General features: G+C 63.2%; 13 protein-coding genes. 2 read left to right on the forward strand and 11 right to left on the reverse strand.

Annotation, left to right across the window (positions count from 1 at the left end; genetic code table 11):
- Positions 1-3: 3 nt before the first annotated feature.
- Positions 4-1,173, reverse strand: coding sequence for a methionine adenosyltransferase (gene metK / locus JW897_RS19475; protein ID WP_048413414.1), 1,170 nt, complete (start codon positions 1,171-1,173; stop codon positions 4-6).
- A 76-nt stretch (positions 1,174-1,249) separates the two neighbouring features.
- Between metK and JW897_RS19480 the strand changes: the two genes are divergently transcribed.
- The gene (locus tag JW897_RS19480; protein ID WP_048413413.1) at positions 1,250-2,131 is read left to right on the forward strand and encodes a lysophospholipid acyltransferase family protein; all 882 of its coding nucleotides are present in this window, start codon (positions 1,250-1,252) and stop codon (positions 2,129-2,131) included.
- 64 nt (positions 2,132-2,195) lie between these two features.
- Positions 2,196-3,062, forward strand: a complete 867-nt coding sequence (locus JW897_RS19485) for a lipid A biosynthesis lauroyl acyltransferase (RefSeq protein ID WP_205467329.1) — start codon at positions 2,196-2,198, stop codon at positions 3,060-3,062.
- A gap of 51 nt (positions 3,063-3,113) precedes the next feature.
- On the opposite strand, the gene JW897_RS19490 is transcribed toward JW897_RS19485, so the two are convergent.
- From JW897_RS19490 to nuoG, 10 genes are all read right to left on the reverse strand, one after another.
- Positions 3,114-3,407 carry a putative quinol monooxygenase gene (locus JW897_RS19490; RefSeq protein WP_205467330.1) on the reverse strand — a complete coding sequence of 98 codons (294 nt, stop codon included), beginning with the start codon at positions 3,405-3,407 and terminating at the stop codon, positions 3,114-3,116.
- A 115-nt stretch (positions 3,408-3,522) separates the two neighbouring features.
- Positions 3,523-3,816, reverse strand: coding sequence for a DUF2818 family protein (locus JW897_RS19495; protein ID WP_048413410.1), 294 nt, complete (start codon positions 3,814-3,816; stop codon positions 3,523-3,525).
- A 12-nt stretch (positions 3,817-3,828) separates the two neighbouring features.
- Positions 3,829-5,283: an NADH-quinone oxidoreductase subunit NuoN gene (nuoN, locus tag JW897_RS19500; RefSeq protein ID WP_048413409.1), complete on the reverse strand. Its 1,455-nt coding sequence runs from the start codon at positions 5,281-5,283 to the stop codon at positions 3,829-3,831.
- Positions 5,284-5,303: 20 nt separating this feature from the next.
- Positions 5,304-6,800 (reverse strand): NADH-quinone oxidoreductase subunit M, encoded by a 1,497-nt coding sequence (locus JW897_RS19505; protein ID WP_048413408.1) that lies wholly within the window; start codon positions 6,798-6,800, stop codon positions 5,304-5,306.
- 40 nt (positions 6,801-6,840) lie between these two features.
- Positions 6,841-8,892, reverse strand: coding sequence for an NADH-quinone oxidoreductase subunit L (nuoL, locus tag JW897_RS19510; protein ID WP_048413407.1), 2,052 nt, complete (start codon positions 8,890-8,892; stop codon positions 6,841-6,843).
- Positions 8,893-8,924: 32 nt separating this feature from the next.
- Positions 8,925-9,230 carry an NADH-quinone oxidoreductase subunit NuoK gene (nuoK, locus tag JW897_RS19515; protein WP_019102195.1) on the reverse strand — a complete coding sequence of 102 codons (306 nt, stop codon included), beginning with the start codon at positions 9,228-9,230 and terminating at the stop codon, positions 8,925-8,927.
- A 26-nt stretch (positions 9,231-9,256) separates the two neighbouring features.
- Positions 9,257-9,916, reverse strand: a complete 660-nt coding sequence (locus JW897_RS19520) for an NADH-quinone oxidoreductase subunit J (RefSeq protein WP_039755352.1) — start codon at positions 9,914-9,916, stop codon at positions 9,257-9,259.
- 9 nt (positions 9,917-9,925) lie between these two features.
- The gene (nuoI, locus tag JW897_RS19525; RefSeq protein WP_196783887.1) at positions 9,926-10,405 is read right to left on the reverse strand and encodes an NADH-quinone oxidoreductase subunit NuoI; all 480 of its coding nucleotides are present in this window, start codon (positions 10,403-10,405) and stop codon (positions 9,926-9,928) included.
- Between the two features lie 28 nt (positions 10,406-10,433).
- Positions 10,434-11,480: an NADH-quinone oxidoreductase subunit NuoH gene (nuoH, locus tag JW897_RS19530; protein WP_048413406.1), complete on the reverse strand. Its 1,047-nt coding sequence runs from the start codon at positions 11,478-11,480 to the stop codon at positions 10,434-10,436.
- Between the two features lie 3 nt (positions 11,481-11,483).
- Complete coding sequence (gene nuoG / locus JW897_RS19535; protein ID WP_205467331.1) at positions 11,484-13,814, reverse strand: NADH-quinone oxidoreductase subunit NuoG; 2,331 nt, start codon at positions 13,812-13,814, stop codon at positions 11,484-11,486.
- Positions 13,815-13,817: the final 3 nt, after the last annotated feature.

Raw genomic sequence — 13,817 nt, forward strand, 5'->3', positions numbered from 1 at the left:
GATTTACAGACCGGCGTCGGCGCGCAGCGCTTCCACCTTGTCGGTGCGCTCCCAGCTGAATTCCGGCTCTTCCCGGCCGAAATGGCCGTAAGCGGCGGTCTTGCTGTAGATCGGACGCAGCAGGTCCAGCATCTGGATGATGCCTTTCGGACGCAGGTCGAAATGCTTCTTCACCAGTTCGACAATCTTCTCGTTCGGAATCGAGTTGGTGCCGAAGGTGTCCACCGCGATCGAGGTCGGCTCGGCCACGCCGATGGCGTAGGAAACCTGGATCTGGCACTGGCGCGCCAGGCCGGCGGCGACGATGTTCTTCGCCACGTAGCGGCCGGCGTAGGCGGCGGAACGGTCCACCTTGGACGGGTCCTTGCCGGAGAAAGCGCCGCCGCCGTGCGGCGCCGCGCCGCCGTAGGTGTCGACGATGATCTTGCGGCCGGTCAGGCCGCAATCGCCCATCGGGCCGCCAATGACGAAACGGCCGGTCGGGTTGATCAGGAACTTGGTTTCCGGCGTGATCATCTCCGGCGGCAGCACCGGCTTGATGATGTCCTCGATCACCGCCTCGGTCAGCGTCTTGTGATCGATGTCCGGGGTGTGCTGGGTGGACAGCACCACGGTGTCGATGCGCTTGGGCAGGCCGGTGGCGCCGTCGTAGACGCAAGTGATCTGGCTCTTGGCGTCCGGACGCAGCCACGGCAGACGGCCGTCCTTGCGCAGTTCGGCCTGACGCTGCACCAGACGGTGCGCGTAGTAGATCGGGAACGGCATCAGCGTCGGGGTTTCATCGCAGGCATAGCCGAACATCAGGCCCTGGTCGCCGGCGCCCTGGTTCAGGTCCAGACCTTCGCCTTCGTTGACGCCCTGGGCGATGTCCTGCGACTGCTTGTCGTAGCAAGCCATGACCGCGCAACCGCGGAAATCGAAGCCCAGCGCGGAGTCGTCGTAACCGATGCGCTTGATGGTTTCGCGGGCGATCTTGATGTAATCGATATTGGCGCTGGTGGTGATTTCGCCGGCCAACACCACCAGGCCGGTGTTCACCAGGGTCTCGGCGGCGACGCGCGCGTGCTTGTCCTCGCGCAGGATGGCGTCGAGGATGGCGTCGGAGATCTGATCGGCGACTTTGTCCGGGTGTCCTTCCGACACCGACTCAGATGTAAACAGATATTCGCTCATTTATTATTCGTTCCCGAAAAATGCAAAACCTTGTGATGATAAAATAGGTCGCTTTAAGACCAAGACTGAGCTTCATATGTCTAAGCTAGTCCATTTATTGCTGTCTTTCCTGGCGCACCTGCCTTTATCCTGGCTACAAGGCCTAGGTGCCGTTCTTGGACGACTGACTTATCATGCGTCCCCCCGCTACAGAGCACGGCTCCGGGAGAACCTAAGTTCTAGTAAAATCTGCCGAAATTATCAGCTTTTACCGCGTTTAGTCAAACAAAGCGCCGCGGAAACCGGCAAGGGCGCGCTGGAACTGGCCATCGCCTGGTGCCGGGAGCCGGACGACATCGCCGCCATGGTCAAATCCTGCTCCGGCTGGGAACACGTCGAGGCGGCGCTGGCCAAGGGCCACGGCATCGTCTTCGTCACCCCTCATCTGGGCAGCTACGACATCGCCGGCCGCTACATCAGCTCGCGGCTGCCGTTTCCGCTGACCGCGATGTACCGTCCGCCCAAGCTGGCCTGGCTGGAACCGGTGATGCAGGCCGGCCGCGCGCGCGGCAAGGGTAAGACCGCGCCGGCCACCGGCGCCGGCGTGCGCGTGCTGATGAAGGCGCTGAAATCCGGCGAGGCCACCATCATCCTGCCGGACCAGGTGCCCGGCAACGGCGAAGGCGTGTGGGCGCCGTTCTTCGAGCGCCCGGCCTACACCATGACCCTGGTGCCGCGGCTGGCGCAGATCAGCGGCGTGGAGACGCTGTTCTTCGTCGGCGAGCGTCTGCCGGGCGGCCAGGGCTTCCGCGTGCACATCGAACCGCCGGCGCAAGCCTTCAGCGGCGACAAGGAGCAGGACGCCGCCCAGCTAAACGCCCAGGTGGAAGCGCTGATCCGCCGCTTCCCCAGCCAATACCTGTGGAGCTATAACCGCTATAAATGTCCGCCCGGCGTCAGCCGGCCGGACGCGCAATAACAGGGGACCTCGGAAAACCCTCGCCAGCACAGCGAGGTTTTCGAGCATTCCCACGAGGAAATTTATGAAATTCGCTTTTGCCCTGCTCTGGCTCATCCGCCTGCTGCCGATGTGGGCGATCGGCCTGCTGGCCCGCGGCCTGGGCAATATCGCCTACTGTCTGGCCCACGGCCGCCGCCGCGTCGGCATGATCAATCTGCGGCTGTGCTTTCCCGAGATGCCGGTGGCGGAGCGCCGCCGGCTGATCCGCCGCAATTTCCAGCACATGATACGCATGGTGCTGGAGTACGGCGTGGTCTGGTGGAGTTCGGCCGCCCGCATCGACAAGCTGGTGGAGATCAAGAACCTGCACTACGTCACCGCGCTGCGCGAACGCGGCGAAGACGTGATCCTGTTCTACCCCCACTTCGTCGGCTTCGAAATGTGCGTGTATTCGCTGAATCAGCATATCCCGCTGGTCAGCGTCTACTCCCATCAGAAGAACGAAGCGCTGGACCGCCAGATTTATCAGGGACGCCAGCGCTACGACAACGCCTACATCGTGTCGCGCCAGGAAGGCCTGCGCCCCATCATCAAGGCGATGCGCAAGGACCACGCGCCCTTCCTCTACCTGCCGGATCAGGACTTCGGCGTCCGCGACTCGGTGTTCGTCGACTTCTTCGGCGTCAAGACCGCCACCATCACCGGCCTGTCTCGCATCAGCAAGCTGGCGCGCGCCAAGGTGGTGCCCGCCATCGCCCGCCGCGTCGGCGACCGCTTCGAGCTGGAGTTTTACCCGCCTTGGGACGACTACCCCAGCGAGGACGTGGAAGCCGACACCCGCCGCATGAACGCCTTCCTGGAGCAGCGTGTCCGCGAAATCCCGGACCAGTACTTCTGGCTGCACAAGCGCTTCAAGAGCCGGCCGCAAGGCGAGGCGCGCTTCTACTAAGTCCACAAGCCTCACGCTATCAGGGGCGCCGCACAGCGGCGCCCTTCTCCGTCAGACCTCGGCGAACGCGTCCATCAGCAAGAAAGTGCCCGCCTGCCGCTGACGGCTGTCTATCTGCGGCACCAGCCGCTGGAAATGCTCGGTGGCGCAATGACGGTCCAGGGCCGCCCGGTCCGGCCAGGTTTCGATGAAGACGAAATGGCCGGGGTCTTTCTGGTCGATGAACAGCTCGTAGCTGATGCAGTCCGGCTCTTGCCGCGTCTTCGCCACCAATTCGCGATACAGCGGCATCACCTCGGCCACCCGGTCCGGCTGAATGAAGTCCTGAGCGATCACTTTCAACATTCCATTCCCCCTTCTCTGCATTTCGCGGCTTGGCGCGCGCCGCCGCTCTCCCCAAAAAAACAGCGCGGACGGGGAAACCCCGTCCGCGCCGCGTATTGCGTCCGCCCGGCTCGCGCTAGGCCCGTCGCCGCCAGAAGTAGCGATAGACGTAGCCCGGAAACGCGAACACCAGGAACAGCGACACAGTGGTCACGTAGAACTGCCAGTTCTGCGGCTGCACCGGCATCAGCCGGCTTTCCAGCAGATAGGCGAAGCCGCCCACCAGCAAGTACAGCGCCATCAGTTCCAGAAAGCGCCAGCCAAAATGCTTGTTGGCCACTTTCCACACCCCGCCCACTTTCTGGGTCAGGAACGGCAGGTTCGCCGCCGCCAGGGCAACGATCAGCAAAGCGATGACGCTGGATTGCATGGCGGACTGGCCTTAAATCACGGTGAGCGATTGACGCACGACTTGCAGGCACAGCTCCATCGCGCGTTCCGGCAGCAGGCCGATGAAGAGCAGTGCCAGCGCGTTCAGCGACAGCACCAGCTTCATGTCGCCGCGCACCACGATGTCGCTGCGGTCTTCGGCGTCGTCGAAATACATCGCCTTCACTACGCGCAGGTAGTAGAACGCGCCGATCACCGACATCAGCACCGCGAAGATGGCCAGCTTGATCATGCCGATGTCGACGATGGCCTTGATCACCGCGAACTTGGCGTAGAAGCCCACCAGCGGCGGGATGCCGGCCATGGAGAACATGGTCAGCAGCATCAGCAGCGCGTACCAGCTGTTGCGGCTGTTCAGGCCCTTCAGATCATCAACCTTCTCGCACTCGAAACCGGCGCGCGACAGCGCCAGCAGCATGCCGAAGCTGACCAGGGACATCAGCACATAGCTCAGCGCGTAGAACAGCGCGGCCGAGTAGCCGACCTTGGTGCCGGCCAGTACGCCCAAGAGCAGGAAGCCCATGTGCGAGATCGTCGAGTAGGCCAGCATCCGCTTGATATTGGTCTGCACGATGGCGGTGATGTTGCCGATGGCCATCGACAGCGCGGCCACGATCACCAGCATCTGCTGCCAGTCCGCCACCAGCGCGTCCAGGCCCTGGGCCAGGATGCGCAGCGTGAACACGAAGGCGGCCAGCTTGGGCGCCGCGCCCACCATCAGCGTCACCGAAGTCGGCGCGCCATGGTAAACGTCCGGCACCCACATGTGGAACGGCACCGCGCCCAGCTTGAAGGACAGGCCGGCCACGATGAAGACCAGGCCGAAGACCAGCAGCACGTCGTTGGCCTTGTGCGCGGCGATGGACTTGGCCACCGTGGCCAGTTCCAGCGAGCCGGTGGCGCCGTAAACCATGGAAATGCCGTAGAGCAGCAGGCCGGAAGCCAGCGCGCCCAGCACGAAGTACTTCATCGCCGCCTCGGTGGCCTGCACCGAGTCGCGCTGCAGCGCGATCAGCGAGTACAGCGCCAGCGACAGCAGTTCCAGGCCCATATACAGGGTCAGGAAGTGCGAGGCGGACACCATCAGGTTCATGCCCAAGAGCGCGAACAGCGCCAGCGAGAAATACTCGCCCTTGAACAGCTGACGGTCGGCGGTGTACTGCCGGCTGTAGATCAGCACGATGGCGGTGACCGCGTACATGGCCAGCTTGACCACGCCGCCCATCGGATCGGCGACGAACATGCCGGAGAAGGTGACCACCGGCTGCGCGGTGAAAGTCATCACCTGCGCCACCGCCGCGCCCAACAGGCTCAGCAGGGTCAGGCCCAGGGTGATGCCGCGCTTTTCATCCGAAACGAACAGGTCCGCCATCAGCACGAACAGGATCGCGCCGGCGAGGAACATCTCCGGAATTGCCGGTATCAGGTTGAGATCAGCCCAATTCATTGTTTCCATTCCTTCCGCGCTTACAGCTTGCTCTGCGAGACATGCAGGATCAGGTCATTGACCGACAGGTGCATTTTCTCGACGAAGGCTTGCGGATACAGGCCCATGCCCAGCACCGCGATGGCCAGGATGGCCAGCACCAGGAATTCGCGCTTGTTGACGTCGGACAGCTCGGCCACATGGCTGTTGCCCACATCGCCGAAGATCACGCGCTTGTACATCCACAAGGTATAGGCCGCGCCGAAGATCAGCGTGGTGGCGGCCAGCGCCGCGTACCAGAAGTTCACCTGCACCGCGCCCATGATCACCATGAACTCGCCGACGAAGCCGGAAGTGGCCGGTAGACCGGAGTTGGCCATCGCGAACAGCATCATGAAGGCGGCGAAGATAGGCATCTTGTTGGCCACGCCGCCGTAGTCGGCGATGTTGCGGCTGTGCACGCGGTCGTACATCACGCCGATGCAGAAGAACATCGCGGCGGACACGAAGCCGTGGGACACCATCTGCACCAGCGCGCCCTCAACCGCCCACTGGTTCAGTTCGGAACCGGTGAACAGGAACAGGCCCAGGGTGACGAAGCCCATGTGCGAGATGGAGGAGTAAGCCACCAGCTTCTTCATGTCGGACTGCACCAGCGCCACCAGGCCGATGTAGACCACCGCCACCAGCGACAGCGCCACCATCACGCCGGACAGCTCGCGCGCGGCGTCCGGCAAGATGGGCAGCACGAACCGCAGGAAGCCGTAGGCGCCGATCTTCAGCGTGATCGCGGCCAGCACCATGGAGCCGCCGGTCGGCGCTTCCACGTGGGCGTCCGGCAGCCAGGTGTGCACCGGCCACATCGGCACCTTCACCGCGAAGGACAGGAAGAAGGCGACGAACAGCAAGATCTGCACCGTCAGCGGGATCTTGGCGATGTCGTGGAAAGCCTGGATGTCGAAGGACTTGCCGGCCTGGAAGTACAGGTAGATCAAGGCCACCAGCATCAGCAGCGAGCCGAGCAGGGTGTAGAGGAAGAACTTGATCGACGCGTACACGCGACGCGGGCCGCCCCAGACGCCGATGATCAGATACATCGGAATCAGCATGCCTTCGAAGAAGACGTAGAACAGGATGGCGTCCAGCGCGGCGAAGGCGCCGTTGATCAGGCCGGACATGATCAGGAAGGCGGCCATGTACTGCGACACGCGCTTCTGGATCACTTCCCAGCCCGCCACCACCACCAGCAGGGTGGTGAAGCTGTTGAGCACCACGAACAGCATCGAGATGCCGTCCACGCCCAGGTGGTAGTTGATGCCGAGGGATTCGATCCACGGCTTCATCTCGACGAACTGCATGCCGCCGCTGAGGTTGTTGAACTCGGTGAACAGCGGCAGCGACAGCAGGAAGCCCGCCAACGCGCCCGCCGCGGCCAGCCAGCGCGCCAGCGTGGCCCGCTGGTCGCCCCCCGTAGCCAGCACCAGCAACCCGGCCGCGATAGGGGTCCAGATCACCAGAGACAATAGATTTGTGAACATAGTCAAACCCAAGTTGTTATTCCAATCCCGGAGCCCGGGCTCAACGCCAGATCAGCGGAAAGAACCACATCGTCATCAAGGCCAGCACCCCGATGATCATCGCGGTGGCGTAGCTGTAGATGAAGCCGGTCTGCGCGCGGCGGATGAAGCCGGAGAAGGTCGCCACCAGTTTGGCGGTGCCGTTCACCAGCAAGCCGTCGATCAACAGCATGTCGCCCACCTTCCAGAACAAGGTGCCCAGAGCGCGCGAGCCCTTGGCGAACACGGCGAAGTAGATCTCGTCCAGGTAGTACTTGTTCTCCAGGATCTTGTTCACCAGGCCGAACTTCTGCTTGATGGCGGCCGGAATCTGCGGCGCCTTCATGTAGAAGAACCAGGCGGTCGCCACGCCGGCCACCGCCAGCCACAGCGGCAGGGTGCTCAGCGAATGCACGCCCATGGCGGCCGCGCCGTGGAACTCGCGGGCGATCTCTTCCATCGCCGGGTGCAGTTCATTGTTGACGGTGATCACGCCTTTGAAGAAGTCGCCGTACAGCAGCGGCTCGATCGCGAAGTAACCGACCAGCACCGACGGAATCGCCAGCAGCACCAGCGGCAGGGTCACCACCCACGGGGACTCGTGCGGCTTGTCGTTCGGGCCCAGGCCGTGGTGATGGTCGTGGGACACCTCTTCTTCATCGCTGTCGCCGTGGTGTTCGTGATGCGAGCCATGGTTCTCCATCCAGCGCTCCTTGCCGTGGAAGACCAGGAAGTACATGCGGAAGGAGTAGAAGGCGGTGACGAACACGCCGGCGATCACCGCGAAGTAGGCGAAACCGGACGCGGACAGATTGGACGCGTGCACCGCCTCGATGATGGAATCCTTGGAGTAGAAGCCGGAGAAGAACGGCGTGCCGATCAAGGCCAGCGAACCCAAGAGCGAAGTCAGCCAGGTGATGGGCATGTACTTGCGCAGGCCGCCCATATTGCGCATGTCCTGATCATGGTGCATGCCGATGATCACCGAACCCGCCGCCAGGAACAGCAGCGCCTTGAAGAAGGCGTGGGTCATCACGTGGAACATCGCCACAGAGTAGGCCGAGGCGCCCAGCGCCACGGTCATATAGCCCAGCTGCGACAGCGTGGAGTAGGCCACCACGCGCTTGATGTCGTTCTGGACGATGCCGAGGAAGCCCATGAACAGCGCGGTGATGGAACCGGCGACCATGATCACGTTCAGCGCGGTGTCGGACAGCTCGAACAGCGGGCTCATCCGCGACACCATGAAGATGCCGGCGGTCACCATGGTGGCCGCGTGGATCAGCGCCGAGATCGGGGTCGGGCCTTCCATCGAATCCGGCAGCCACACGTGCAGCGGGAACTGCGCCGATTTGCCCATCGCGCCGATGAACAGCAGGATGCAGGTCACGCTCAGCAGCGACCACTCGGTACCCGGAATCAGGCTGATGGTCTTGTTGGCCAGCGCCGGAGCGGCGGCGAACACGTCGCTGTAGTTCAGCGAGCCGCCGAAGTAGGCCAGCACCAGGCCGATGCCCAGCAGGAAGCCGAAGTCGCCGACGCGGTTGACCAGGAAGGCCTTCAGGTTGGCGTAGATCGCGGTCGGACGCTTGAACCAGAAGCCGATCAGCAGATAGGACACCAGGCCCACCGCTTCCCAACCGAAGAACAGCTGGATGAAGTTGTTGCTCATCACCAGCATCAGCATCGAGAAGGTAAACAGCGAGATATAGCTGAAGAAACGCTGATAGCCCGGGTCTTCCTGCATGTAGCCTATGGTGTAAATGTGCACCATCAGCGACACGCTGGTGACCACCACCAGCATCATCGCGGTCAGCGAATCCACCAGGAAGCCCACCGAGAACTCGTAGCCTCCCACTGTCAGCCAGGTGTAAACCGGACCGTTGAACACTTCAGCCTGCCCGGTCAGGAAGGCGTGAAGCACCTTGAGCGACAGCGCGGCGGACAGCGCCACGCCGGCTATCGTCACGACGTGCGAAGCGCGCCGGCCGATGGCCCATCCAAATAGGCCTGCAATGATGGAACCCGCCAGCGGGGCGAGTGCAATCAGCAGGTATAAGCTCTTCATATCCATGCTTGTGTGCTTTGTGTAGGTTCCGGTTTGCCTTAGCCTTTGAGGCTGCCCAAGTCTTCAACGTTGATGGTGCGCAGATTGCGGAACAGCACCACCAGGATGGCGAGGCCGATCGCGGCTTCGGCCGCGGCCACCGTCAGGATGAAGAATACGAAGATCTGGCCCGCCGTATCCGACAGGTAATGCGAGAACGCGATGAAATTGAAGTTCACCGCGAGCAGCATCAGCTCGATGGCCATCAGCAGCACGATCAGATTTTTCCGGTTCAGGAAAACGCCCAGCACGCCGATGGCAAACAGGATTGCGGCCAGCACCAGGAAGTGAGTCAGTGTCAGCACATTTCCTCCCTTATGTTGTTTGGCCGTCAGGCCTGTTGCTTACCGGATTCGGCCTCGGAGGCCTCCTCCACCGTGGATTCTTCGGCAGGCTGTTCGGCCTGCATCTTCACCAGTCGCACGCGATCATTGCGCTTGACCTTGACTTGCAGCGCCGGATCGATCGCCTTGGTGTCCTTGCGGCTGCGCATGGTCAGGCCGATGGCGGCCACCATGGCCAGCAGCAGCACCACCGCCGCCACTTCGAAGGGCAGCAGATAAGTGGTGTACAACTGGCGGCCCAGCACTTTGACGTTGCTGAAGTCGGCGGCCAGCGGCGCGGCGGCCTGGTAGGCATCCAGCCTGGCGCTCGGGCTGGCCAGAATCATCGCCATTTCAAACACCATGATGATGCCGACGGCGGCGGCGACCGGAAGATTCTTCCAGAAGCCCTCGCGCAGTTTCTCGATGTTGATGTCCAGCATCATCACCACGAACAGGAACAACACCATCACCGCGCCCACATACACCACCACCAGGGTGATGGCCAGGAACTCGGCTTCCATCAGCAGCCACAGGCCGGCGCTGTTGAAGAAGGCCAGCACCAGGAACAAGGCCGCGTGAATCGGGTTCTTGGCCGTCACCACGCGGATGCCCGCGAACACCAGGATGGCGGACAGAACATAGAAGACAAACATTGTGAAGTTCATGACCCCCCCTTAGCGATACTTGGCGTCGGCCGCCTTGTTGGCGGCGATCTCGGCTTCGTACTTGTCGCCGATCGCCAACAACATCGGCTTGGTGTAGTACAGATCGCCACGTTTTTCGCCGTGGTATTCGAAGATGTGGGTTTCCACGATGGCGTCCACCGGACAGGCTTCCTCGCAGAAGCCGCAGAAGATGCACTTGGTCAGATCGATGTCGTAGCGCGTGGTGCGACGGGTGCCGTCGTCGCGCTGTTCGGACTCGATGCTGATCGCCATCGCCGGACACACCGCCTCGCACAGTTTGCAGGCGATGCAGCGCTCTTCGCCGTTGGCGTAGCGGCGCTGAGCGTGCAGGCCGCGGAAGCGCGGCGAGATCGGCGTCTTCTCTTCGGGGAACTGGACCGTGATCTTGCGGGCGAAGAAGTAGCGGCCAGTGACCATCAGGCCCTTGACCAGCTCCACCAGCAGGAAGGTCTTGAAAAAGTTTCGGATCGAATTCATCTTTTCACCTATCCCCGTCTCAGTGCCACAAGGACAGCGGGGTCATCATCCAGACGCCCACCACCAGGATCCACACCAGGGTCACCGGGATGAACACCTTCCAGCCCAGACGCATGATCTGGTCGTAGCGATAACGCGGGAAGGTGGCGCGGAACCACAGGAAGCAGAACAGCACCATCGCCACCTTGAGCGCCAGCCAGAAGAAGCCGCCCGCGCCCAGAATGCCCCAGGACGCCGGGAACGGCGACAGCCAGCCGCCGAGGAACAGCAGCGCGGTCAGCGCGGCGACCAGGATCATGTTGGCGTATTCGGCCAGGAAGAAGATGGCGAAGGCCATGCCCGAGTACTCGACGTGGAAGCCGGCGACGATCTCGGATTCGCCCTCGGCCACGTCGAACGGCGCGCGGTTGGTTTCGGCCACGCCGGAAATCAGGTAGACCACGAACAGCGGGAACAGCGGCAGCCAGTTCCACGACAGCACGGAACCGCCGGCCATGCCCTGCCCTTGCTGCTGGACGATCTCCACCAGGTTCAGGCTGCTGGACACCATCAGCACGCCGATCAGCGCGAAGCCCATCGCCAGTTCGTAGGACACGATCTGGGCGGCGGAACGCATGGCGCCGAGGAAGGAGTACTTCGAGTTGCCCGCCCAGCCGGCGATGATCACGCCGTAAACGCCCATCGAGGTCAAGGCCAGGATGTAGAGCAGCGAGGCGTTGACGTTGGCCAGCACCAGCTTGTCGGTGAACGGAATCACCGCCCAGGCCGCCAGCGCCGGAGCGATGGACAGCACCGGCGCCAGCAGGAACAGGCCCTTGCTGGAGTTGGTGGGCAGGATGATTTCCTTCATCAGCAGCTTGACCGCGTCGGCGATCGGCTGCAGCAGGCCCAGCGGGCCCACCCGGTTGGGGCCGATGCGGATCTGCATGAAGCCGATGACCTTGCGCTCGGCATAGGTCAGGTAGGCGACGCACAGCAGCATCGGCAATACGATGGCGATGATCTTCAACAGGGTCCAGACCACGAGCCCCGCGTCAGTGCCAAGAATACCTTGCAAGAACTCCATGCTTTACCCCTGGGTGATCTCGATAGCGTCGAACATGCCGCCCAGCGCCAGCGTGGCCGCGTGGGCGGTGGCGATGCGGACCGCGTCCTGCGGCAGGCTGTCGTCGGCGACGATGCGCACGCGCGCCTGGCCGGAACCCTGGCTCAGCAATGCGGTGCTGTCGGCGGCGATGCCCAGCTTCTGCAACAGGGCGCCGTGGGCGGAGGCCACCGGCTCGGCCGCGTCGCGGGTCTGCTGCAGCGACTCGGCGCGGCGGCAGACGGCGTCGGCCTGGTACAGCGGCACTTCGCCGATGCGGCTCAGCCCTGCGGCCGCGGCGGCGGCGACGTTCAGCTGGCTCAGCGCGTTGTTCAGACGCGCGGCGATGTCGCCCTTGGCCAGCAGTTCGGCGCGCACTTCCTCGGCGCTGTTGAAGTCGAAGCCGGACAGATTCAGCATATTGCCCAACACGCGCAGCACTTTCCAGGCCGGACGGGCTTCGCCCAGCGGACGCACCACGCCGTTGAACGGCTGCAGCTTGCCTTCCATATTGACGAAGGAGCCGGCGGTCTCGGAGAACGGCGCGATCGGCAGCAGCACGTCGGCGTAATCCAGCAGACCCTGGCCCTTGAACGCGCTCAGCGCGATCACGGTGGCCGCCTGCTTCATCGCGGCGACCGCGGCTTGCGGGTTGTAGCTGTCGAACTCCACTTCGGTGTTCAGCAGCACGTAAGCCTTCTTGGGCTGCGCGATCATCGCGGCGGCGTTGGCGCCCGCGCCTTGCGGCAGCGCGCCCACCAGTTCCGCGCCCGCGCTGTTGGCGGCTTCGGACAACACGCCGAAGCTCGCGCCGCTCAGGCGCGCGATTTCCTGCGCCACGGCCAGCAGCTGGCTGAACGCCGGATGGTGTTGCGCCACGTTGCCCAGCACCACGGCGGCGGTTTCCGCGCCGCTCAGGCTTTCGGCGATGCGGCGCGCCTCGGCGGACACTTGCACCGCGGACAGATCGACGGCGGTTTCGCCGCCCTTGATCTCGGCCACGGCCTTCAGCACCTGGGCGAAGCCGTTGACCAGCGCCAGCGGCGACACGATCAGCTTGGCGTTGACCTTGATCAGCAGGTCGTCGTCGGCGACGTGGATAATGTTAAGCTCGCTGCCCTTCTTGGCCGCGGTGCGCAGGCGCGAGGTCAGCAGCGGCTGTTCCTTGCGCAGCGTGGAGCCCACCACCAGCACCGATTTGGCCGCGGCCAGATCGGAAATGCTGGAGCCCAGCCATTCCGCGCCCTGCTTGGCCGCGTCGGCGGCGAAGTCGCTGCGGCGCAGGCGGTAATCAATGCTTTCCACGCCGAAGGCGCGCGCCAGCTTCTGGGCCAGATGCAGTTCTTCGGTGGTGGAGTGCGGGCTGGTCAGGAAGCCGATGGCGTCCTTGCCGTGATCGGCGGACACGCCGTTCAGGCCCTTCACCACGTAGTTCAACGCGGTTTCCCAGTCGGTCTCGTGCCACTTGCCGTCGAACTTGATCATCGGCTGCTTCAGACGCTCGGCCGAGTTCAGGCCTTCGTAGGAGAAGCGATCGCGGTCGGCGATCCAGCACTCGTTGATGGCTTCGTTTTCCAGCGGCAGCACGCGCATCACTTCATTGCTCTTGACCTGAACGATCAGGTTGGAGCCCAGGCCGTCGTGCGGGCTGACCGATTTGCGGCGCGACAACTCCCAGGCGCGGGTGCTGTAGCGGAACGGCTTGGAGGTCAGCGCGCCCACCGGGCACAGGTCGATGACGTTGCCGGAGATTTCCGAGTCCACGGTCTTGCCGAGGAAGGGCAGAATCTCGGAGAACTCGCCGCGATGGGCCATGCCGATTTCCTGGAAGCCGCCGACTTCCTCGGTGAAGCGCACGCAACGGGTACAGTGAATGCAGCGCGACATTTCTTCCGCGGAAACCAGCGGACCCATGTCCTTGCCCACCACCACGCGCTTTTCCTCCTGATAGCGCGAGGAGGAATTGCCGTAGCCCACGGCCAAGTCCTGCAGCTGGCATTCGCCGCCCTGATCGCAGATCGGGCAATCCAGCGGATGGTTGATCAGCAGGAACTCCATCACGCCGGCCTGGGCCTTCTTGGCCATGTCGGAGTGGGTATGGACCTTCATGCCGTCGGTCACCGGGGTGGCGCAAGCCGGCAGCGGCTTGGGCGCCTTTTCCACTTCCACCAGGCACATGCGGCAGTTGGCCGCGATGGACAGCTTCTTGTGGTAGCAGAAGTGCGGAATGTACGTGCCCACCGAGTGGGCCGCTTCCATGACGGTGCTGCCCTGCGGGACCGTCAGTTTTTTTCCGTCGATTTCGATTTCAAGCATCGC

The sequence above is a fragment of the Chromobacterium alkanivorans genome, assembly GCF_016937655.1.
In the GTDB taxonomy this organism is placed as follows: domain Bacteria; phylum Pseudomonadota; class Gammaproteobacteria; order Burkholderiales; family Chromobacteriaceae; genus Chromobacterium; species Chromobacterium alkanivorans.

Bases quoted from the DNA above. Each gene is read 5' to 3' on its own strand.
- metK (WP_048413414.1), bottom strand. From the start codon at position 1,173: ATGAGCGAATATCTGTTTACATCTGAGTCGGTGTCGGAAGGACACCCG.
- JW897_RS19480 (WP_048413413.1), top strand. From the start codon at position 1,250: ATGTCTAAGCTAGTCCATTTATTGCTGTCTTTCCTGGCGCACCTGCCT.
- JW897_RS19485 (WP_205467329.1), top strand. From the start codon at position 2,196: ATGAAATTCGCTTTTGCCCTGCTCTGGCTCATCCGCCTGCTGCCGATG.
- JW897_RS19490 (WP_205467330.1), bottom strand. From the start codon at position 3,407: ATGTTGAAAGTGATCGCTCAGGACTTCATTCAGCCGGACCGGGTGGCC.
- JW897_RS19495 (WP_048413410.1), bottom strand. From the start codon at position 3,816: ATGCAATCCAGCGTCATCGCTTTGCTGATCGTTGCCCTGGCGGCGGCG.
- nuoN (WP_048413409.1), bottom strand. From the start codon at position 5,283: ATGAATTGGGCTGATCTCAACCTGATACCGGCAATTCCGGAGATGTTC.
- JW897_RS19505 (WP_048413408.1), bottom strand. From the start codon at position 6,800: ATGTTCACAAATCTATTGTCTCTGGTGATCTGGACCCCTATCGCGGCC.
- nuoL (WP_048413407.1), bottom strand. From the start codon at position 8,892: ATGGATATGAAGAGCTTATACCTGCTGATTGCACTCGCCCCGCTGGCG.
- JW897_RS19520 (WP_039755352.1), bottom strand. From the start codon at position 9,916: ATGAACTTCACAATGTTTGTCTTCTATGTTCTGTCCGCCATCCTGGTG.
- nuoH (WP_048413406.1), bottom strand. From the start codon at position 11,480: ATGGAGTTCTTGCAAGGTATTCTTGGCACTGACGCGGGGCTCGTGGTC.
- nuoG (WP_205467331.1), bottom strand. From the start codon at position 13,814: ATGCTTGAAATCGAAATCGACGGAAAAAAACTGACGGTCCCGCAGGGC.